The organism is Kushneria konosiri (genome assembly GCF_002155145.1).
GTDB lineage: Bacteria > Pseudomonadota > Gammaproteobacteria > Pseudomonadales > Halomonadaceae > Kushneria > Kushneria konosiri.
The window spans coordinates 1369240-1388779 of record NZ_CP021323.1 but is presented as its reverse complement, the minus strand read 5'-3'; the positions used below and the strand labels follow the sequence as shown (position 1 = coordinate 1388779).

21 protein-coding genes are annotated in these 19540 nt (G+C 60.8%); 14 read left to right on the top strand and 7 right to left on the bottom strand.

Features of this window, described 5'->3' with window-relative positions; genetic code table 11:
* Window positions 1–262: 262 nt before the first annotated feature.
* A complete protein-coding gene (locus B9G99_RS06505; RefSeq protein ID WP_086621326.1) occupies window positions 263–604 on the bottom strand; it encodes a zinc ribbon domain-containing protein YjdM in 342 nt (113 codons plus the stop codon).
* Window positions 605–895: 291 nt separating this feature from the next.
* On the opposite strand from B9G99_RS06505, the gene B9G99_RS06500 reads away from it, so the two are divergent.
* From B9G99_RS06500 to B9G99_RS06480, 5 genes are all read left to right on the top strand, one after another.
* On the top strand, window positions 896–1483 hold the full coding sequence (locus B9G99_RS06500) for a manganese efflux pump MntP (protein WP_086621325.1): 588 nt from the start codon (window positions 896–898) through the stop codon (window positions 1481–1483).
* Window positions 1484–1574: 91 nt separating this feature from the next.
* On the top strand, window positions 1575–2735 hold the full coding sequence (locus tag B9G99_RS06495) for a hypothetical protein (protein WP_086621324.1): 1161 nt from the start codon (window positions 1575–1577) through the stop codon (window positions 2733–2735).
* 33 nt (window positions 2736–2768) lie between these two features.
* A complete protein-coding gene (locus B9G99_RS06490) occupies window positions 2769–3584 on the top strand; it encodes a mechanosensitive ion channel family protein (protein WP_086621323.1) in 816 nt (271 codons plus the stop codon).
* 68 nt (window positions 3585–3652) lie between these two features.
* Window positions 3653–3991, top strand: a complete 339-nt coding sequence (locus B9G99_RS06485) for a tRNA-binding protein (protein WP_086621322.1) — start codon at window positions 3653–3655, stop codon at window positions 3989–3991.
* A gap of 58 nt (window positions 3992–4049) precedes the next feature.
* A complete protein-coding gene (locus B9G99_RS06480) occupies window positions 4050–4706 on the top strand; it encodes an HD domain-containing protein (protein WP_086621321.1) in 657 nt (218 codons plus the stop codon).
* Window positions 4707–4714: 8 nt separating this feature from the next.
* On the opposite strand, the gene B9G99_RS06475 is transcribed toward B9G99_RS06480, so the two are convergent.
* Window positions 4715–6118, bottom strand: a complete 1404-nt coding sequence (locus B9G99_RS06475) for an aminotransferase-like domain-containing protein (protein WP_086623331.1) — start codon at window positions 6116–6118, stop codon at window positions 4715–4717.
* 313 nt (window positions 6119–6431) lie between these two features.
* Between B9G99_RS06475 and B9G99_RS06470 the strand changes: the two genes are divergently transcribed.
* The 3 genes from B9G99_RS06470 (at window position 6432) to B9G99_RS06460 (ending at window position 8485) form a co-directional block, all read left to right on the top strand.
* Window positions 6432–7217: an alanyl-tRNA editing protein gene (locus B9G99_RS06470; RefSeq protein ID WP_086623330.1), complete on the top strand. Its 786-nt coding sequence runs from the start codon at window positions 6432–6434 to the stop codon at window positions 7215–7217.
* Between the two features lie 230 nt (window positions 7218–7447).
* Window positions 7448–7726, top strand: a complete 279-nt coding sequence (locus tag B9G99_RS06465) for a hypothetical protein (RefSeq protein ID WP_086621320.1) — start codon at window positions 7448–7450, stop codon at window positions 7724–7726.
* A 123-nt stretch (window positions 7727–7849) separates the two neighbouring features.
* The gene (locus tag B9G99_RS06460) at window positions 7850–8485 is read left to right on the top strand and encodes a nitroreductase family protein (RefSeq protein ID WP_086621319.1); all 636 of its coding nucleotides are present in this window, start codon (window positions 7850–7852) and stop codon (window positions 8483–8485) included.
* A gap of 151 nt (window positions 8486–8636) precedes the next feature.
* Here the strand turns inward: B9G99_RS06460 and B9G99_RS06455 are convergent, their stop codons facing one another.
* Together B9G99_RS06455 and B9G99_RS06450 are read right to left on the bottom strand one after the other, a co-directional pair.
* A complete protein-coding gene (locus B9G99_RS06455) occupies window positions 8637–9023 on the bottom strand; it encodes an EF-hand domain-containing protein (protein ID WP_086621318.1) in 387 nt (128 codons plus the stop codon).
* Between the two features lie 115 nt (window positions 9024–9138).
* Window positions 9139–9525 carry an EF-hand domain-containing protein gene (locus B9G99_RS06450; protein WP_086621317.1) on the bottom strand — a complete coding sequence of 129 codons (387 nt, stop codon included), beginning with the start codon at window positions 9523–9525 and terminating at the stop codon, window positions 9139–9141.
* Between the two features lie 195 nt (window positions 9526–9720).
* On the opposite strand from B9G99_RS06450, the gene B9G99_RS06445 reads away from it, so the two are divergent.
* Both B9G99_RS06445 and B9G99_RS06440 read left to right on the top strand, forming a co-directional pair.
* Window positions 9721–10377 carry a response regulator gene (locus tag B9G99_RS06445; RefSeq protein ID WP_086621316.1) on the top strand — a complete coding sequence of 219 codons (657 nt, stop codon included), beginning with the start codon at window positions 9721–9723 and terminating at the stop codon, window positions 10375–10377.
* Between the two features lie 14 nt (window positions 10378–10391).
* Window positions 10392–11795, top strand: a complete 1404-nt coding sequence (locus B9G99_RS06440; protein WP_086621315.1) for a sensor histidine kinase — start codon at window positions 10392–10394, stop codon at window positions 11793–11795.
* A gap of 50 nt (window positions 11796–11845) precedes the next feature.
* Here B9G99_RS06440 and ald read toward each other — a convergent pair whose 3' ends face one another.
* Window positions 11846–12964, bottom strand: a complete 1119-nt coding sequence (ald, locus tag B9G99_RS06435) for an alanine dehydrogenase (protein WP_086623329.1) — start codon at window positions 12962–12964, stop codon at window positions 11846–11848.
* Between the two features lie 437 nt (window positions 12965–13401).
* On the opposite strand from ald, the gene B9G99_RS06430 reads away from it, so the two are divergent.
* On the top strand, window positions 13402–13605 hold the full coding sequence (locus B9G99_RS06430) for a cold-shock protein (RefSeq protein WP_086621314.1): 204 nt from the start codon (window positions 13402–13404) through the stop codon (window positions 13603–13605).
* 101 nt (window positions 13606–13706) lie between these two features.
* Here B9G99_RS06430 and B9G99_RS06425 read toward each other — a convergent pair whose 3' ends face one another.
* Window positions 13707–15272, bottom strand: a complete 1566-nt coding sequence (locus B9G99_RS06425; protein ID WP_086621313.1) for a methyl-accepting chemotaxis protein — start codon at window positions 15270–15272, stop codon at window positions 13707–13709.
* Window positions 15273–15491: 219 nt separating this feature from the next.
* Between B9G99_RS06425 and B9G99_RS06420 the strand changes: the two genes are divergently transcribed.
* Window positions 15492–15974 carry a GNAT family N-acetyltransferase gene (locus B9G99_RS06420; protein ID WP_086621312.1) on the top strand — a complete coding sequence of 161 codons (483 nt, stop codon included), beginning with the start codon at window positions 15492–15494 and terminating at the stop codon, window positions 15972–15974.
* Between the two features lie 31 nt (window positions 15975–16005).
* On the opposite strand, the gene B9G99_RS06415 is transcribed toward B9G99_RS06420, so the two are convergent.
* A complete protein-coding gene (locus B9G99_RS06415) occupies window positions 16006–17334 on the bottom strand; it encodes a DUF2254 domain-containing protein (RefSeq protein WP_158521450.1) in 1329 nt (442 codons plus the stop codon).
* A gap of 164 nt (window positions 17335–17498) precedes the next feature.
* On the opposite strand from B9G99_RS06415, the gene rluF reads away from it, so the two are divergent.
* Window positions 17499–18566 (top strand): 23S rRNA pseudouridine(2604) synthase RluF, encoded by a 1068-nt coding sequence (gene rluF / locus B9G99_RS06410; protein ID WP_086621310.1) that lies wholly within the window; start codon window positions 17499–17501, stop codon window positions 18564–18566.
* 122 nt (window positions 18567–18688) lie between these two features.
* Entirely contained in the window at window positions 18689–19525 is an 837-nt protein-coding gene (locus tag B9G99_RS06405; protein WP_086621309.1) for a YrhK family protein, read from the top strand.
* Window positions 19526–19540: the final 15 nt, after the last annotated feature.

Below are 19540 nucleotides of genomic sequence, written 5' to 3'. Positions count from 1 at the left end.
GACGCTCTTCTGCTGCCGGTTGCCATAAAAAAACGCCTTTCAATAAATAAAAGGCATAAGAAGGCGGCATTATACGGCCCATGGGCGCGGCGTCACCCATTGCATCGAATATCCATGCTCGTGATGTTTCACGTGAAACACCGTCATGTCCGGCCGCCATGCCCATGACATGAACAACGCTTGCAGCACCCCCTGACGCACGCAAAAGGGTCGCCCGTCGGGCGACCCTTTCGCATGTCCTGCAAGGCTGGAAAGACCGGCGTCAGGCCTTTTTGACAAACTCGGACTTGAGTTTCATCGCGCCGATGCCATCAATCTTGCAGTCGATGTCATGATCGCCGTCGACCAGACGAATATTTTTGACCCGTGTGCCGACCTTGACCACCAATGAGGAGCCCTTGACCTTGAGGTCCTTGATGACCGTGACCGTATCCCCATCGACCAGCGTATTGCCATTGGCATCGCGAACGCTGCTGCCCTCCTCGACGGAAGACGTCTCACCGGCCTGCGCCCATTCGTGACCGCACATGGGGCAGACGAACATGGCACCGTCCTCGTAGGTGTAATCGGCCTCGCAGGCGGGACAGCCGGGCATAGCAGACATGAGTATTATCCTGTCGTTGAGAGAAGAGCGTGGCCCGAACAGACAGGCCGTGAGGGCGCCATGGTACCCGCTTTCAGCACTGCGTGACGGCGAAGTTGTGGACGGCGTGCATTGATGTGTAAACGAGGTTAATGAATTCCCCTTCGGGCAACAAGTGCACCCATGGTTTATACATAACTGTTTTTATTGAACTTTTTGAAAAACCCGGGCACCATCGCGGCTCGCTGAGACCGGCTCGTCCCGGTCGGATCACTTCCTGACAACACGCGGTTGCGACCGCCCCGGTATTTCATGCGCCCAGCTGCCCTTGCCTTTCTTGCCCTTGCCATGTCCACCGACGCTTTTGCCGCCGCACTCGGCAAGGGGGCCGGCAGCACTCGCCCGAAGTTTCAGGAGGCTCTGCGTACCGGCCTGCTGTTTGGCACCATCGAGGGCATTACCCCGGTCATTGGCTGGGCGCTGGGGCTGGCTGCCGCCCAGATGATCTCCCGGTGGGACCACTGGATCGCCTTCATCCTGCTGCTGGGGCTTGGTGCGCGCATGGTCTACGACGGCCTGACCCAGGACAGTGAGGCCCCGGAGACCTCGACACGTCAGCCGCTGGGCATGCTGATGCTGACCGCGCTGGCCACCAGTATCGATGCGATGGTGATCGGCATCAGTCTGGCCTTTGTCGATGTCAATATTGCCCTGGCGGCACTGGCGATCGGTGTGACCACCATGGTCATGGTGACCACGGGCATGATGCTGGGTCGCGTGCTGGGCAGCGTGATCGGCCAGCGCGCCGAAATCGTTGGCGGCGTGCTGCTCATGGTGCTGGGCGGCGCCATTTTATACGAGCATCTCTACACTCCAATGCCCCTTCAGGCGCTGCTGTAGCATCGCCTGAACGCGTATCCTGCGCTATAAAGTAACGTAACGTTACGGTATCGGCCGTGATTACCCCGGCTGCAGGAGCGCCCTTGTCGTCATGATCAGTACCACCCCCCCACCCGAGACCCATCCGCTGGTGCCACTGGAGGACGTTGATGTCCCGGCCTGGCCCGAGCGTGCCGCGCTCAAGATGGCTGCGTTGCGGCTGCGCACGCTGTTCACGGGCAGCAACCAGCGACCCTTTATTGCCGAAGACCGCCTCAATGACAGCGTTGAGCTGTTCAGCGACATGGCAACGCCGGCATTTTGTGAACCGCTACTGGCCGAGCTTGATGAAACGCTGGCCTCGTGGGCCACCAACCCGACCCCGAAGCAGTGGATCAGACCTCTGGTGCTGCCGCCATGCGATGAGCACGATCTGCTGTCGCGCTGGGCGCAGCGTCATCATCATGAGGTACTGACCCCGCCGACCCGCGATGACCTGCTGATCGACACGCCCGAACAGACGCTGGATCTCTCCGGCGATGGCGTTTTGGTCATTCCACAACTGGAAGCCTGGTTTTTGCGTCATCGCTGCGGACTGGGGATGGTCCGCACGCTATTGACCACACTGGCCGGGCTCAAGCGCCACTGCGTGATCGGCTGCAACAGCTGGGCCTGGGCGTTTTTATGCAAGGCCGTTGATGCCCATCTGATTCTGCCCGAGCCGCTGACCTTCGAGCCCTTTGATGAGCCGCGGCTGCGCCGCTGGCTGGCCGACATCGCCAGACAGCAGGCCGATGAAGGCATTCGTTTTCGTCTGAGCCGCAATGGCAAAAACGTCTTTGCTCTCAACCGCAAGGGCCGGCCGCGTGAAAAGTATTTCGAAACCCTGGCCGCTCGCAGCCGCGGGATTGCCTGGGTGGCCTGGCATCTCTGGCAGCGCAGCCTCAAAAAGGCCAACGATGACGCCGACAACGACTTGAGCGAAGACGATCAGCAAACGCTCTGGGTCGTCGCGCTCGAAGAATTTTCACTGCCCGGCAGCGACGGCACCCAGGCCCTGCTGATTCTGCAGGCGCTTTTGATTCACGGCAGCCTCAGCGCCCGAGAGCTTGAGAGCGTGCTGCCCGACCCCGGCTTTCAGGGCATGCATCACGCGCTACATCGTGCCGGCTTCATCGGTGAGCGGGACGGGCGCTACTACTGCCGGGCAAGCGCCTACCCGGCCATTCGCGATGGGCTCGCCACGGCGGGCTTTCCGCTCGACAGCTACTGATCCGGCCGCCACCCCACCTTCCAAGGAGCTTTCATGTCACAGCAGGCATCGTCCTCTCCAGAAGCCTCCCAGATGATTCGCGACATTGGCGATATCAACTTTCTCACCATTGCCCTGATCGTTCTGGGCACCTGGCTTGCCATCGCACTGGTCAAGCGCGCCCTGCCCTGGGTCGCCGAGCGCGGCCCCAATCGGATGCGGCTATGGCTTCTGGGCGCGGTACCGATCTTCCGACTGGCCGCCACCGCACTGGCCGTGATCTGGATCGTACCGATGGTGATCAAGGTCACCATGGAGAATTTTCTGGTGATTGCCGGCGCGGTTGGTGTAGCCGTCGGTTTTGCCTTCAAGGACTACATCAGCAGCCTGATCGCCGGAATCGTCGCCCAGTTTGAAACGCCCTGGCGGGCTGGAGACTGGGTCAAGATCGGCAGCGACTACGGTGAAGTCCGCTCGGTCGGCATGCGCGCCATCACGCTTCGCACCCTGCACGATGACACCATCACGGTGCCGAATCTGAAGCTCTGGGACAACAACATTGCCAATTCCAATGACGGTGAGCGCACGCTGATGTGTGTGGCCGACTTCTATATCGCGCCGCCCTTCGACGCTCAGCGCATGCGTGCGGCCCTGCGCGATGTCGCCCTGACCAGCGCGTGGCTGTGCTATGAAAAACCGATTATCGTCTTTGTCGAACAGGCCGAGGTCGGCACGCACATCGAGCTGCGCGCCTATCCGTTTGAAATGCGCGACCAGGGGCATTTCATCAGCGACCTGACCGTACGCGGCAAGGAGGCGATCCAGGCGCTGGGCGCCAGGGAAGTGACTGCACCAGCGGCGGCCGGCTGATTCCACTGTATTAAACCAGCATCTTTGCCATTAGCATGTGTTTAATTAACGGATAAAAGGAGCCATCGGTGTCGACACTGAGCTGGGAAGAGTTTTCAAAAGTGGAACTGCGCATCGGGCGCATCACGCATGCCGAGGTATTCGAGAAGGCGAGGCGGCCGGCCTATGTACTGCAGGTGGATTTCGGCCCCGAGATTGGCGTGCGCAAGTCCAGTGCGCAGATCACCGAGCTGTATGAGCCCGATACCCTCGTAGGGCGGCTGGTGGTGGCAGTGACCAACTTCCCGCCCAAGCAGATCGGACCGATCATGTCGGAGTGTCTGGTCACCGGCTTTCATAATGAGGACGGTGCGGTGGCGCTATGCGTGCCGGATCAGGACGTGCCGCTGGGCACTCGCCTGATGTAGCCTGCCAGGCTGTCAGGGCGTCGTTGACCGGTGCCCTGGCGTACCTCACCCTGCTGCCATGACAACGCCCTTTTCCCCGTATCAACCTCTGGCCGATGCGCTGCTGGCCCATCTGCCTGATGACGGCGATGGCGCCCATGATCTCGCGCATCTGGTACGCGTGTGGCGCAACGTGCAACGCATTGCCGCCGAGGAAGGCGGCGACCGCGAGCTGCTGCTTGCCGCTACGCTGTTGCACGATGGCGTCCACGTGGCCAAAAACGACCCGCGCCGCGACCGCGCCTCATGGCTGGCCGCCGAACAGGCCCGCAATATTCTCGACACGCTGGGGTGGGCAGCCTCACACATCGACGCCGTGGCGCATGCCATCGAGTCACACAGCTTTTCTGCCAATATCACACCGCAAACGCTGGAAGCCCGGGTGCTACAGGACGCCGACCGACTTGATGCACTGGGGGCGCTGGGCGTGGCACGCTGTTTTTATACCGCAGGGACAATGGGCAGCGCGCTATATGACGTCACCGACCCACAGGCCCATGCTCGGGCATTGGATGATCAACGTTTCACGCTGGATCATTTTGAAACCAAGCTTTTGACGCTCTCGGAGGGCTTTCAGACCGCCACCGGCCGGCAGCTGGCGGCGCAGCGCCATGCACGGCTTTTAGCCTTTCGGGAGGCGCTGCTGGAGGAGATTGGCGAGCCGCCAGTCGAGTGACGGTGGGCTCAGCCAGGCGCCCCCGGCTCAAACAGTGGGGCCATCTCGGGAGTAAAGTGCGCCACGTTGATGCGCAGCGCGTCTTCACGGCGGTTGCCCACGGTGAACACCGAGCCCGGCAGCAGCAGCACATCATGACCGGCCAGCCGACGAATGAAGGCGTCCATGTCATCGATGCCCGGGTGGCGGGCCCAGAGAAACATGCCGCCTTCCGGTGCGATATCAAATGTCCAGCCGCAGGCCCGCAGAAGCCGCTGCGTTAACGCCTGCTGCACCATGAGATCACGCTGCACCTTGCGCATGTGGCGCAGATACGAGCCATCGGAGAGGATCGTATTGACGAAGCGCTCACAAAAGCCCGGCACCGAGACCGATGTCAGCAGTTTTAACTGCAACAGCGGTTCGATCATTTCCGCGCAGCAGGCGATATAGCCGATACGCAGCGACGAGGAGAGCGATTTCGAAAAGCTGCCGATGTAGATGACGTGATCGAGATCGTCGAGGTCGGCAAAGCTCTGGTGATGGCCGCTGGAAAAGTCGCCGTAGACATCGTCCTCGATGATCAAGAAGTCATGGGCGATCGCCAGACGCAGAATATCAAAGGCGTTGCGCGCTGAAAGGCTCCCGCCGGTCGGATTGTGAAAGGTGCTGTTGCAGACCAGCGCCCGCACCCGGCGGCGGCTCAGGAGTTCGGTGATAAAGGCCGTATCCGGCCCGGTCGCGGTGCGCGGCACGCCGATGACCTCTCCGCCGCCGAGCGCAATCAGTTTATTGAGATTGCCGTTGCCGGGCTCATCAACCAGCACCACGTCGCCGGGGCGAATCAACAATCGAATGACCAGATCCAGCGCCTGCGTGGCGCCCAGCGTGGTGATGATCCGGGTCGGCGGCACACTGACGCGGGTCTTGCTCTGCAGGTGGCGAGCCAGTTGCTGACGCAGCGGTCGGTAGCCCTGAATGTCGCCATATTCGACCAGCGCCCGCTGCTCCAGACGCGCCGTGCGGCGAATCGCGCGGGCCAGCAGCTCGGTGTTGCGCCACTCGGTGGGCAACCAGCCGCCGCTGAGCTTGATGGATTCGGGGCCGCTTTGCAGCAGGGCAAACAGTGGGTCCGAGGGCTGCATGGGCAAGACCGGGTCAGACATCTCCCGAGCGGCCAGATCAGCCAGCGTGTCGGCCCGATGTCCGGCGCTGCGTCCAGTGTCCATAGAAGACGTTACGAAATAGCCGCGCCCCTGCTGCGCCTCGATCAGTCCTTCAGCGACCAGGCGATCATAGGCGCTGACAATGGCGTGATGGCTGGCGCCGCTGTCGGCACCTTGATGACGGATGGAAGGAAGACGCTGCCCGGCGGCCCACTCGCCCGCCAGCAGCCGTTCGCGCATCTGCTGATAAAACGCGGTGCTGTTCATGTGGCCGCCCTGATTCACCCTGTTTTGTTTCCGCTCACCCTTTCCTGCCATCTCCTTTCAAGCCTTTCCTGCTCGTCCTGCTACTGCCACGCCGAGCCTGCAAAACGTCGACAGATGGCAGCAAAACGATGTCTTTTACCGGCTTTTCATCAATTTATCACTGTTTGTTAAAACAACCTAACAGTGTGCTGAAAATCTCATCGACTGTTTGCTCGGTGGTCTTCAAAACGTGTGAGCATCAGGGATAACGATTCGACCGTCGGCCTTGTTCATGGCCCTTTATCAGGCGTTTATCGACAGGAAGAAAAGTCAGATGCGTACCACCGACAAGCTTTATTACCTTGATCAGTATCTGTACCGAGCCGAGGCGCGCATTGCGAGGCTGCATGCCGAGGCCATCGAACTCGACCGTACCGTGGCCTTTCCCGAAGGCGGCGGTCAGGAGGGCGATATCGGCACCATCGAAACGCCGGTGGGCACCTTTCGCTTTATCTGGACCAAAAGGCTTTACGGCACGCCGCTGAGCATTGAAGGGTTTACCGGCGTCAAATCCGGCGGGATTATCCTGCACCTGGTCCATCCCGATGACATCGACCGCCTTGGCGCGCTGGAAGTCGACATGCCGGTCAGCATCACCATCGATGTCGAGCGGCGTGCGCGGCTGACGCTTTCCCATACGGCCAGCCATTTTCTCTATGCCGCAGCGCTTTCGCATCAGCCCGACCTCAAGCGCCTGACCATCGGCTGTCATATCAAGGAAGAGGCCGCCCGCTTTGATTTTCTCATCGAGACGCCCTTCCAGCCCGACGACGTCAACGCCATTCAAAGCGAGGCCAACCGTTTGATGGCGGACAATCTGCCGATCATCACGGATCATCTAAGCGAGCATTACGACGCGCGTTTCTGGCAGTACGGCGATATCTACATTCCCTGCGGTGGCACGCACCTGGAAACGCCCGAAGCCGTTGGCCCCCTGCAGGTGCGACGCAAGAACATCGGCAAGGGCAAGGAGCGTCTGCTCTGCAGCTTTGATCAGGCACGCATCAAAACCGATGAGTATCACGTCGACGCCGAGCGCCACCTTGAGGCCATCTCATGATCACGCCCCTGCCCTTTCGCACCCGGCGTTGTTCGGCGCGCAGCCGATCAACCTGACCGCTGCCGTCATGTCGCGCCACTCGATTCGCCCGGAGCGCTTTTGACCGCCAGGGACATTCCCATAACGATGAGCCGCTCCTGAGACCTTTGGAGATACGTCCAAGGCCGCATGGACAAGGCCTGATCTTCAACACAGCATGGCATCGGTACGTCTGCCAAAGGATAGAGCCCATGAGTGCCCCCTTCATTACCGATAATCTGCTGATGCGCTGCCGCCGCGAGCAGCGTGTCCAGCAAGAGCGCAATCGCCAGAGTTTTGATCCGGCGGCCATCAATGATCGCAAGGAACTGTCGCTGCTGGTGGAACAGGCGCTGGCCGATGGCGAGGACTATTCAAGCATCGTCAACCGCCATCGCGACATCGAACTCACCGAGGCGGAGCTTGTCGAGCTGATCGGCCCCGAGCAGGCGCTGCGTGATCGTATCGAAAGGTTCGGCCAGCTACACTAGATCGCGCCCCTTGTGTCGAAGGCCCCGTTGGCACAGCGTGCCGGCGGGGCGTTTTTGTGACAGTCCCGCTGTTATTCATGGCACTCGATTCGGGCCGGTTTGATCATTGCTGGGAGACCCGACATGTCACTAAACGATGCCCTTCACTGGCGCTACGCTGCCAAGCGACTGAACGGCGATCAGGTGCCCGAGGACACGCTTGAGCGGATCATGGATGCTGCCCGGCTGGCGCCCTCCTCCTTTGGCCTGCACCCCTGGTCGCTGGTGCATGTCAGAAGTCATGAACTGCGTGCGCGCCTGCATGAGAAGGCCGCTCCTCAGCCGCAGGTGATCGAGGGCTCCGATCTACTGATCCTTGCCGTGCATGATCGCGACTTCAAGACCCAGGTCGATGAGCATATCGCTCACATGGCCCGCACCCGTGGTCAGGATGAACGTGAACTCGACGGCTTTCGCGACATGGTCAAGGGCGTGATGGATCAAAAGGGCAGTCATGAGGCCTGCCTGGAATGGGCAGCGCGTCAGGCCTATATCGGGCTTGGAATGATTTTGAGCGCCGCGGCGCTTGAACGAGTGGATGCCTCACCGATGGAGGGCTTTTATCCGGAAAAGCTTGATGAGGCACTCGGCCTTGGAGAAAAGGGGCTCAAGAGCGTGGTCATGGTAGCGCTGGGCTATCGCGATACCGAACGTGATCCGGGCGCCGAGCGGGAAAAGGTACGCCGCGACCGCGAGCACTTTGTGGTGCGCCTGCCCTGAGACGGCGTCGACCCTTGTGATGAACGCCATCGACATCGATAGCCTCGAAGGATGACCGGACGGTCAATCATCATCGGGAGGGGCCGGGAGATCCCGGCCCGGGGCATCATCTGCAGCCCGACGAGCACGCGTCAGGGTCACAGACCGGGACTTAAATGTCCCAGAGACCGGCTTCGCCGGCATCATCCCACTCACCGTTTTGCCAATGACCGTCTTCATTCAGGTCATAGGTGGTGTAGATACCGTCGTAGAATTCGCCGGAATCGAGATAGCCATCGCCATCGGCATCCCAGGGATCATAATCCCAGTCGACGTCCCAGCTGGAGGTCAGCACCCCGAATTCATCGGCGTCGATCAGGCCGTCGCCAGTGGTGTCCCAGTCGGAATAGGTGCCCCAGTCGCTGACCGAGCCATAGAACTCATCCTTGCTGATATCCCCATTGCCGTCGCTGTCCAGCGTGTTGAAGGTCGGGCTGGCAGCCAACGCGGCGGTCGAACTCAGAGCGAGGGCAATCCCCAGTACAATGTGCTTGCGCATGTCGTGCTCTCCTTTTTCAATCCGGTCAGATCGCTGATCGGGGCCGGCTGGCCCATCAGCATGGGAGACAACGCTTGACCCCGTACACAGGGCCAGGCGTTTGATCGATCAACGATCAGACATCCCAGAGACCGGCCTCACCGGCGTCGTCCCAGTCAGACGTGTCCCAGTAACCATCATCGTTGGCGTCATAGGTGGTGTAGATACCGTCATAGAACTCGCCCGAGTCGAGATAGCCATCGCCGCTGGCATCCCAGGTGTCATAGTCCCAGTCAACGCCCCAGTCACTGGTCAGCGTGTTGAACTCGTTGTCGTCGACCAGCCCGTCGTCGTTGGTGTCCCAGTCAGAGTAGGTGCCCCAGTTGCTGACCGAACCATAGAACTCATCCTTGCTGATGCTGTTATTGCCATCACTGTCGAGCGTGCTGAAGGACGGGGTGGCGGCAAAGACAGCCGTGGAGCTCAATGCCAGAGCGATACCCAGTACAATTTCCTTGCGCATGTCGTGCTCTCCTTTTCACATGAATCGCTATCGACCGGTCTGCCTCAAGCCGTCCGGCAGTTCCGGTATGCACCACCCTGAGCACATGGCATTAACCCGGCCTTAGTGACAAAAAGGGCGTGGCACCACCAGGTCATGGCCTCGCCGGCAGGCTATCTTCATGGCAGCAGATCATATTGCTGACAGGAGATACCGGTGCGCCTTTTGATCGTGGAAGACGACAGGATTCTGGGGGAGGGGCTGTGCGAAGGGCTCAGGCTGTCCGGGTACACCGTGGACTGGCTGACCCATGGCGAGCAGGCCCTGCACGCGCTGGAGGCCGATGACTTTGATGCCGTGATTCTGGATCTGACCCTGCCCGGCTGTTCGGGACTCGATGTGCTGATGCACTGGCGGCGCAGCGGCCACCATGTGCCCGTGCTGATTCTGACCGCGCGCGAAGGCAATGCCGAGTGCATTCGTGCGCTTGATCTGGGCGCCGATGACCATGTGGTCAAGCCTGTGGAGACCGAGGTGCTGGAGGCGCGCCTGCGGGTTCTGCAACGTCGGGCCAACGGACATCCCGACAATCGGCTGCGCTGTGGTGACATCTGTCTGGATCGCGGCGATCGCATGGCATGGCTGGGCGATCGTGAACTGACCCTGTCGGCCTACGAGTTCATGGTGCTTGAAGCCCTGATGGAGCGTCCGGGACGCTCACTGACCGGCGAACAGCTGGAGACACGCCTTTATGGCTGGGAAGGCGGTCCGGAAAGCAACAGCCTGCAGGTACTGATCCACAAGCTGCGCAGCAAGCTGGGGGCCGAACGCATCAAAACGGTTCGCGGCATGGGTTATCGCCTGCAGGCGTGAGAAAGGGGGCATCCGTGTTCACACGAAAGAACTTCTCGCCGGGGCTTCATCAGCGCCTGCTGCTGTGGCTTCTGATTCTGCTCGGCGCGCTCTGGATGGTGCTGTGGGCCAACCATTACGGTCAGGCGGAACGAAGTGCCCGCCGGGATATTGATGATCGGCTGCGCAGCGCCGCCATGCTGATCATTGAACTGCATCATGCCCAGAATCCTGACGACGCGACAGCGCCTCTATCAGCAACCCTGCCTGCAAGCGGCCCTTCGGGCAGTGAAGAAGATCGTGTGCGCCTTTTCACGCCCGCCTTCGAGCTGCTCGACCGCTCCCGACAGTTGATCGCGCGCTCCGACAACTTTCCCGATACGCCCGTGACCAACACCACCGGCTTTGAAAGCCGTGACATCAACGGCGAGACCTGGCGTCTTTATACCAGCCTTCATGCACAGGGCAATCTGATGCTTCGGGTCGCCTTCGCGCAGCGCACTCAGGAGGCGACCTCCCGGTCGCTGAGAAAGGATTTTGGCTCGCCGCTGCTGTGGTTGCTGCCCGGGCTGGCACTGGCGGCCCTGCTGTCCGTCTGGCAGGGTCTGGCGCCCCTGCGCCGGCTGACCGGACGCCTTCGCCGTGTCGATCCCGAGGACCCGAAACCGCTGGCGCCCGTTGAGCGCGACGTGCCCCGCGAGCTTCAGCCCCTGGTTCACACGCTAAATGATCTGCTGACCCGAATACGCGATACCTACGCGCGTCAGCGCGCCTTTACGGCCAGTGCCGCCCATGAGCTGCGCACGCCGCTGGCCGGATGTCTGGCCCAGCTCAGACTGGCGCAGCTTGCACATGATGAACCCCGGCGCACGCGCGCGCTGGAGCGCATGCGGGAAAGCATCAAACACATGACCCAGCTGATCCGGCGCATGCTGCTGCTGGCACGGCTGGACCGTTCCGGCGGCGGTATCGAAACGCAAACCATCGACCCGGGGGCCCTGATCCACGAGGTGGTCGAACAGCATGAGCAGGCCGCCACGGAGGCCGGTGTTCATCTTGAAGCCCGCCTTCCATCAGCGCCCCTGAGCCTTGAAGGCGACCCGGCGCTGCTCAATGCCATGCTGACCAATCTGGTCGACAATGCCCTGCGCGCCTCCCCCCGGGACGCAAGCGTCGTGATCACGCTTGAGCGGGGCGACCGTCAGGCCCTGATCACGCTAAGCGATCAGGGCAGCGGCATCCCTGCCGAGGAGCGCGAGCGTGTCTTCGACCCCTTCCATCAGGGCATTCAGGGCTCCGATAGCGGCAGCGGCCTTGGGCTGACCATCGCTCATGCCATTGTGGAGGCCCATCAGGGCACCATCGATCTTGACGCGGGTGAGGATGGCGGCACCGTCGTCCGCATCCGTCTGCCATGTCATGACATGCCGGCCGGATAACCGGGCCGGCGCTTCTGCCCGACGTGTCGCGTCGCCGCAGGGGCAGGCCCTCAGTCGGTCAGCACCTCCTCGACGCTGGCGCAGGGTAGACCGAACGCCTCGGCAACAGCGGGATACACCAGCCGGCCACCGGTCAGATTCAGGCCCTGGCGGAAATGAACATCTTCCCTGAGCGCCTGTTGCCATCCCAGGCGAGCCAGTCGGAGAATCCACGGCAGCGTGGCATTGCTCAGCGCTTGGGTGGAGGTACGCGCCACGGCGCCGGGCATGTTGGCCACACAGTAGTGGACGATGCCATCGACGATATAGCTCGGCTCGTCATGCGTGGTGGGATGACTGGTTTCGAAACACCCGCCCTGATCGATGGCGACATCCACCAGCACGCTGCCCGGTGTCATCATCGCAAGCATCTCCCGGGTGATCAGTTTGGGCGCGCTGGCACCGGGGATCAGTACCGCGCCGATGATCAGGTCTGACGAACGGGCAGCGGCTTCCAGGGCATCGCGGGTGGAGTAGACCGTGCGCAGACGCCCCTGATAACGATGATCGAGGGTCTCCAGTCTGGGCAGTGAGCGATCCAGCACGGTCACGTCGGCGCCCAGTCCCAGCGCCATTCGAGCCGCATTTTCGCCGACCACACCACCGCCGATGACGGTCACCCTGGCAGGCGCCACGCCGGGCACGCCCGGCAGCAGGATACCGGACCCGCCCTGCGCCTTTTCAAGCCCGTGTGCGCCGGCCTGTACAGCCATGCGCCCGGCCACACTGCTCATGGGGGCCAGCAATGGCAGGCCACCCTGCGCATCGGTCACGGTCTCATAGGCGATGCAGGTCGCGCCGCTGTCCATCAACCCTCGGGTCAGCGTTTCATCGGCGGCCAGATGCAGATAGGTGAACAGCGTCTGATCTGCACGAAGACGCTTGACCTCCACCGGCTGCGGTTCCTTGACCTTGATGATCAGCTCGGCGGCCGCCCACAGCGCCTCGACATCCGATTCGATCCGCGCGCCGGCCTGCTCGTACTCATCATCCTGGTAGCCTGTACCGGCCCCGGCGTTTTGTTCCACCCACACCTCATGGCCCTGGTCGGTCAGCTCGCGAACCCCGGCCGGCGTCATGGAGACGCGGTATTCGTGGTTCTTGATCTCGGCAGGAATGGCAATCTTCATCACGGTGCGTCCTTTTCTGGTGATTCCTGACCCTTCATGGTCTTCAGGCGCCAGCCCGGGCGGCCGGATCAGGCCCTGAGCCGGGTCATTCATTGAATAGTGCCCTCTCCCGACAGGATGTCACGGGGCAACACGGCCGAAAACCGCACTTGAAACCTTATCAAGGCACGCTGCAGGGCAAAGCAGCGAGCGCGGTAAAATGTTCCGAATCGATCATTGTGTCCGTTCATCGTCAGTGGCCGGGCGATTTACGGACATTTCATTGACCCTGCCCCCAAAGGCATGACACGATGCCTTCGGTTGGTGAGCAAGTCGCATATTGTCAGTAGCACTCGAAGTCCTTCGGTAGCCTGGTTTTATCCCCCTTGTTTTACCTGCTTTATCTGGGGCAACACCCGGTCACTTTTTATAGCGCGTCACGCGCAAGGAAATTCGATATGTCAACTGGCACAGTCAAGTGGTTCAACGACGCTAAAGGCTTCGGCTTCATCTCTCCGTCCGACGGCGGCGACGATCTGTTCGTTCACTTCTCCGAAATCAAGGCTGAAGGTTTCAAGTCACTGCAGGAAGGCCAGCAGGTCTCCTTCGAAGTGACTCAGGGCAAGAAAGGCCTTCAGGCTGCTAACGTCCAGGCAGACTAACCTTCGGGTTAATCTTCCTTCAGGCCGCAAGGCTCTGAACAATAAGGCCCGCGAAAGCGGGCCTTGTTGTTTTTGTATGCCTGAAAGGTGCCTGACGGCGCTTAGGCATTGGCCGTGTCACGAACCCGGAAGGTCGCCACCAGCTCCTGCAGATGGCCGGCGTGCTCTGCCAGCATGCTGGCCGCCGCCGTGGACTGCTCCACCATGGCCGCGTTTTGCTGGGTGACCAGATCCATCTGGGCGATGGCGGAGTTGACCTGATCCACGCCGCCGTCCTGCTCACGAGAGGCTGTCGCAATATCATTGATCAGCGTGGCCAGCTGTTCGATGGCGCCTCTGGTCTGCTCGATACTGCCACCGCTGCGCTCTGCCTGGGTGACACCGGAGGTAATCCGCTGATTCATTTCCTCAAGCAGCTGACGAATCTCGCCCGCCGAGGTCGCACTGCGATTGGCCAGCGTTCTGACCTCTGAGGCCACAACCGCAAACCCTCGTCCTTGCTCACCTGCACGTGCCGCTTCGACCGAAGCATTGAGTGCGAGGATATTGGTCTGAAAGGAGATCGCGTCGATGGTGGTCAGAATCTCGTTGACGCGCAGCGACTGTGTGGCCATTTCTCTCATCAGGGACAGGCTCTGTTCCACGTCATGACTGCTGCTGCGCACGTTGCCGGTGGCCTCGATGGTCAACGTATTGACCTGCTGGGTGGCCTCGGTGTTGTGCCTTACCGTCGAGGAAATCTCCTCCATGCTGGCCGCCGTTTCTTCAAGCGAGGCGGCCTGCTGCTCGGTACGCGCTGCCAGATCGTGACTGGCATGTGACAGCTCGGTGGCGCCGGCGTGAACGCTTTGACAGGTTTCGCGAATGGACGTCACAAGTGCCAGAAGCGATGCGTTCATGGCCTTCATCGCGGCCAGAAGCTGCGCCGTTTCATCTCGACCGGTAACGGTGATCTCCTGAGTCAGATCGCCCTGAGCGACCTGCTCGGCCACCTGCAGCGCCCGGTTCAACGGGCGGGTGATGCTGCGGGTAATCACCACGGCCAGCGCGATGGCGGCCAGCAGCGCGATACCGGCAAAGATCAACAGGCTGGTCATGGTGCGGCCATGAGCTACTGAAATCGTCTCTTCAGCGCCTCCCAGGCGTTCGGCAGCGATCGTATTGATCTGATCGGCCAGCGATTCCAGTGCGTAAACCTGCTCCTTGTATTTTCCGAAGGCCGCATTGGCCTGTGCCGGCTCGGTCAGCTCCCCCTCAAGAATACGTTGATGAATGGCCTGAAACCCCGAGGCGTAGGCCTCAAGCGCCGGGCCTGCCTGAGCGTAGAGCTGACGCAGCTCATCGCTCGGCGCAAGCTGCTGCCCCTGCGTCAGCGTCTGTTGCAGGGCCGCCCGGGCGCCCTCCCACTTGTCGTAGTAGGAAGCGACCTTGTCGGGTGAGGCGATATTGATGAAGCTGTCCTTTTCAAAGCGCCGTTCCTGCAGTGCCAGACGCTGTACCTCAAGCGCGTTCTGCGCCAGCATGGCATCCGTATGAATGGCTCGGTCAGCGGTCGTTTTCATGCTGTCCAGCCCCAGCAGCCCGACGACAGCGCTGGCAATCAAAAGCAGTGTCAAGACACCAAACGCCATGGCCAGCCGCGGGCCGATTTTCAAGCGGGTCAACATGGGCACGTCCTCATGCAAAACAGAATTGCAGGCTATATCGACGCGCCCATGGCTTTCTTGACGATAGCTTCAGAGAATTAAAAGCAAGGCCTTGATACTACAAGGTGATTAAAAGGTCATGGAGCGAGACGCGGGTCCCGATCAGCGAAAGGCGGCACTGTACACATCACTCTGAAACGGTTTATATCAACAGTCCCTGATACTGACCGACAGGCCACCATGTCCATCGAAATTATTCCCCTGCACGAGCAGCCCGAGTTTGCCGATGCCTGTAGCGCCTGGGGCTATGGCCAGTGGGGCGTGCATTCCTCGCGCACACTCGAGGAGGCCCGCCTGCTGTTTGCCAGCGCCGCCCACGGCAGCGGCCTGCCGCTGACCTGGGTGGCGCGTCACGGTGACTACCCGGTGGGCATGGCAAGCCTTGCCGACAACGACTGTTCAAAACGTCCGGACCTGCGCCCGTGGCTGGCCGCCGTATTCGTGCATCCTGACTATCGTGGCCAGGGGCTTGCCGGGCGTTTGATCGAAACGGTCGAGCAGGCCGCCCGCGAGCGGGGCGAAACGCGGCTTTATCTGATCACCGCCAACCAGCAGGCGCTTTATGAGCGCCACGGCTGGCAGAAGACAGGGCTGGTCGAGTACCCCGAGCGCCCCTGTATTCTGATGGAGAAACACCTTGCCCCTTCTGAGGCACCGGCCTGAGCCGGCATCGGGACAGCCTGCGCTTACGTGCTCAATCTGATGACGACCCTGCAGGCAGATGCGGATTGATGTGCAGACGGTGCAGGCCCCGGGTAAGGCGATCCTCGATAAAGGCAACTTCCAGCGGCGCGGTAAAGTGATCTGCCATGAGCGCGATGATGCGATCGGTATGGGCCTGAATGATCCGGTTGTCCTCCGCCGTTGCGAAATTGGACAGCGCCTTGAAGGCCTTCAGTAGCGACAGGCAGATGCTCAGATCCTTTTCGCCGTAGTGCAAGATGGGGTTGAACACCCTGAACATCAGACTTTCAAACCCCTCTTCATGCCAGGACAACAGGCAGTGCCCCTGCTCATCCACCCGCATGTTGCAGGGGGTCAGGGCCAGTCGCTGTGACAGCAGTTCGGTCACCTGATGAATGCAGAGCCGTGCCGTTCCCGGGTCGTTGATGCCGGGGGACAACCCCTTGATGGCCACCTCCATCAGCTGGGTCAGCCCGTTGACGTAGTGATCTTCAGTAGATTCACCCTCGACATAGTCAAGACAGGCAAGAATTCGGTCAACCAGCTCATCGCCGGGCGGCGTCTCTGACTCGACTGTCATGATGGGAAGGCGCTTGACCAAAAAATCGCCGAAGCTGAATTCAAGGTGGATGGCGATGTTGTGGCGACGCGCCAGCTCGGCCAGGGCATCGAAATTGGCCCCCTGCACATACCCACTGTCACGGGAATAGATGACATGACCGGTATCGGGATCGATGGGCTGCGCGACGCGATACGTGTACGCATCGCTTTGCTGACGCTTTCTCAGCTTGTCCAGCGACTGCTGGGTAGAGACAAGCAGTCCCTGGGTAATTGCATTAATCTGCACGGACTGGGAGGCGCCATGAATGAAAAAAACGAACATGGCCAGGCTGTTGATCACCATGCCGGCGCCCAGATAGACCGCCAGTGAACGCCAGATATCCGGCGTATTGCCGATGGCCGGCACCAGAAGCAGAATCAAAAGATACAGGATGGTACCCAGATAGTGTCCCAGCACCTGCTGGTGACGCTTCTCGGTCATGATGGCGAACACCAGCTTGTTGGAGAAGTTGCTGCCGGCCTGGGTCAGCACGGACATGACCGTGGAAAAACTGAACACTAAAAGCGAGATCATGCCCGCCATCAGCGTGGTTAGAAGCGAGCGTGACGTGCCGGGCTGATCAAACTTAATAAAACTCAGAAAATCCGGCAGGCTGTTCACCTCAAGTGATACCGCCGCAATGCCCAGCACGACATAAATCGTGATGATGATGCTGGTCAGATAGGCGATGCTGTCACGAAACTGCTGGAGCTTCTCACGCATCCATGACGTATTCATTGGTAGATGACTTATCCTTGTTGAGGTGTGTTTCATCGTCGTACGACAAATTCATGCGATATACCGTGTCATGGTCGCCATTTTCGCCCGGCACAGGGCTGATCCTGCCGGTCGCCCTCTTTGCACGCCCATTTATTTAATCACTCCCGACCCTGTGAAACGCCATGCCATTACGAACATCGACCCGAATCAACAAATACATCAGCGAAAGCGGCCTGTGCTCGCGGCGCGAAGCGGACCGCTTTGTTGAACAGGGCAAGGTCTGGATCAATGGCCGACGCGCCGGCACGGGGGATCAGGTGGTCGCCGGTGATCGTGTCACGGTCAACGGTCAGGAGATAGAGCCTCAGGAAGAAGAGGACCTGATTCTGATCGCGCTCAACAAGCCGGTGGGGATCGTCAGCACCACCGAGTCGAGCGAAAAGGACAATATCGTCGAATTCGTCAAGCACGGCGCGCGCATCTTCCCGATCGGGCGGCTGGACAAGGACTCCCAGGGGCTGATCTTTCTGACCAACAACGGCGATCTGGTCAACCGCATCCTGCGGGCCGACAACCAGCATGAAAAGGAATACCAGGTGACGGTCGACAAGCCGATCACCGACGACTTCATTGAAGGCATGCAGCGCGGCGTGCCGATTCTGGGCCAGGTCACCCGCCGGTGTCAGGTCGAGAAGGTCTCAACGTTCGTGTTCAACATCACGCTGGTCCAGGGGCTCAACCGCCAGATTCGCCGCATGTGCGAGGTCTTTGGCTTTGAAGTCACCCAGCTGATTCGCACCCGGATCATGAACGTCTCGCTCAAGGGGCTCGCCATGGGTGACTGGCGCGACCTGACCACCAGGGAAATCGACAAGATCCTTGAGATGACGGAAGGCTCCAGCAACGAATCAGCGCCTGCCAAACCAAAGGCGCCCTCCCGCAGCAAAAAGGCCCAGGCCACCCCGAAAGACAAGCCAAAGGCCGATCCGCTGGGCATCGGCAAGCCGGCGCTGGATAAAATGTACTCAAAGGGCAAGGGCAAGCCTGCCCCCGCCGGCAAGACACAGGCCACCTCCTGCAAGCCCGGCACCGGGACGGGTAAAAAGGCCACCAGCGGCGGCCGACCCGCGACCCAGGGGAAACCGGGCAGCCGACCCGGTGCCCCCGGCAAGCCCGCAGGCAAGGGCAAACCGGCCAGTGGCAAGCCCGCCTCACGCCCTCAGGGCAGCCGGCCCGGCAAGAAACGCTGATCGCGCCGGCCTCCGCCGGGCGGGGTGGGCTCACCATGAATCCATGACCGCCCTCGTCCGGCGCGCTATACAATCCGGCATCGACGACCCACACTTTTCCTTTTCCCTGCAGGACCATTGTCATGCCGCATCTGTTTACCGACCGTCCCCGCTCTGCCCGGCCGGGCCGGGGCAAGAGCAACCTCGAAAAGGATTACCGCTGGGAAGGCATCAACGCGGTGCTCTACGAGCTGGGCGGTGTGATGTTCATCGTCGGCAGCGTGATGTTCTACCCGCGCCTTGAACACTATCGTGATATCGGCGCCTGGCTGTTTTTCGTCGGCTCGCTGGTCTATCTGATCGTTCAGGCCCATGACGTCATTGAAGTGCGCCGCTTCTGGAACGACAGCAAAAAGGTCTCACCCTCGCAGCTTCTGGAACTCATCTCGCTGGCGGTCTATATCATCGGCACCGTGCTGTATGCCGTGGGCAGCCTGTTCTTCCTCTCCTGGTGGCACTGGATCGAGATCGGCGCGTGGATGTTCATCATCGGCTCGGTGCTGTTTTTGATCGGCGCCTGCCTCAACGTCATGATGGTGATACGCGCCTCGGCGCTGCTCACCCTGCAGCTGATGAACCTGACCGCCGTCACCTTCGTGGTGGGCTCGGTACTGTTCGTGGTCGCCTCCATTCCCTATCTCTGGGGGTTTGACAGCGTCGCCGACCACGACCAGCTGCATAACCTGCTGGCCTCGCTCTTTCTGGTAGGCAGTGCCTTTTTCATGATTGGCGGGCTCTTCAACCACCAGCGTGCGCGCATCGTCATTCGCCACCGCTTTGACGCCACCGCCGAGGACAGCGAAGCCGACGAGCGCCTGCTGGCCTTCATGCGTGGCGAGCTCAACGACCCCGAGCACAACCTCGATGACGACTTTGACTACGAGGACAAGAGCACGGTGAAGCCAGCCAGCCCGGCCTGAGCCAGACGTGCAGCG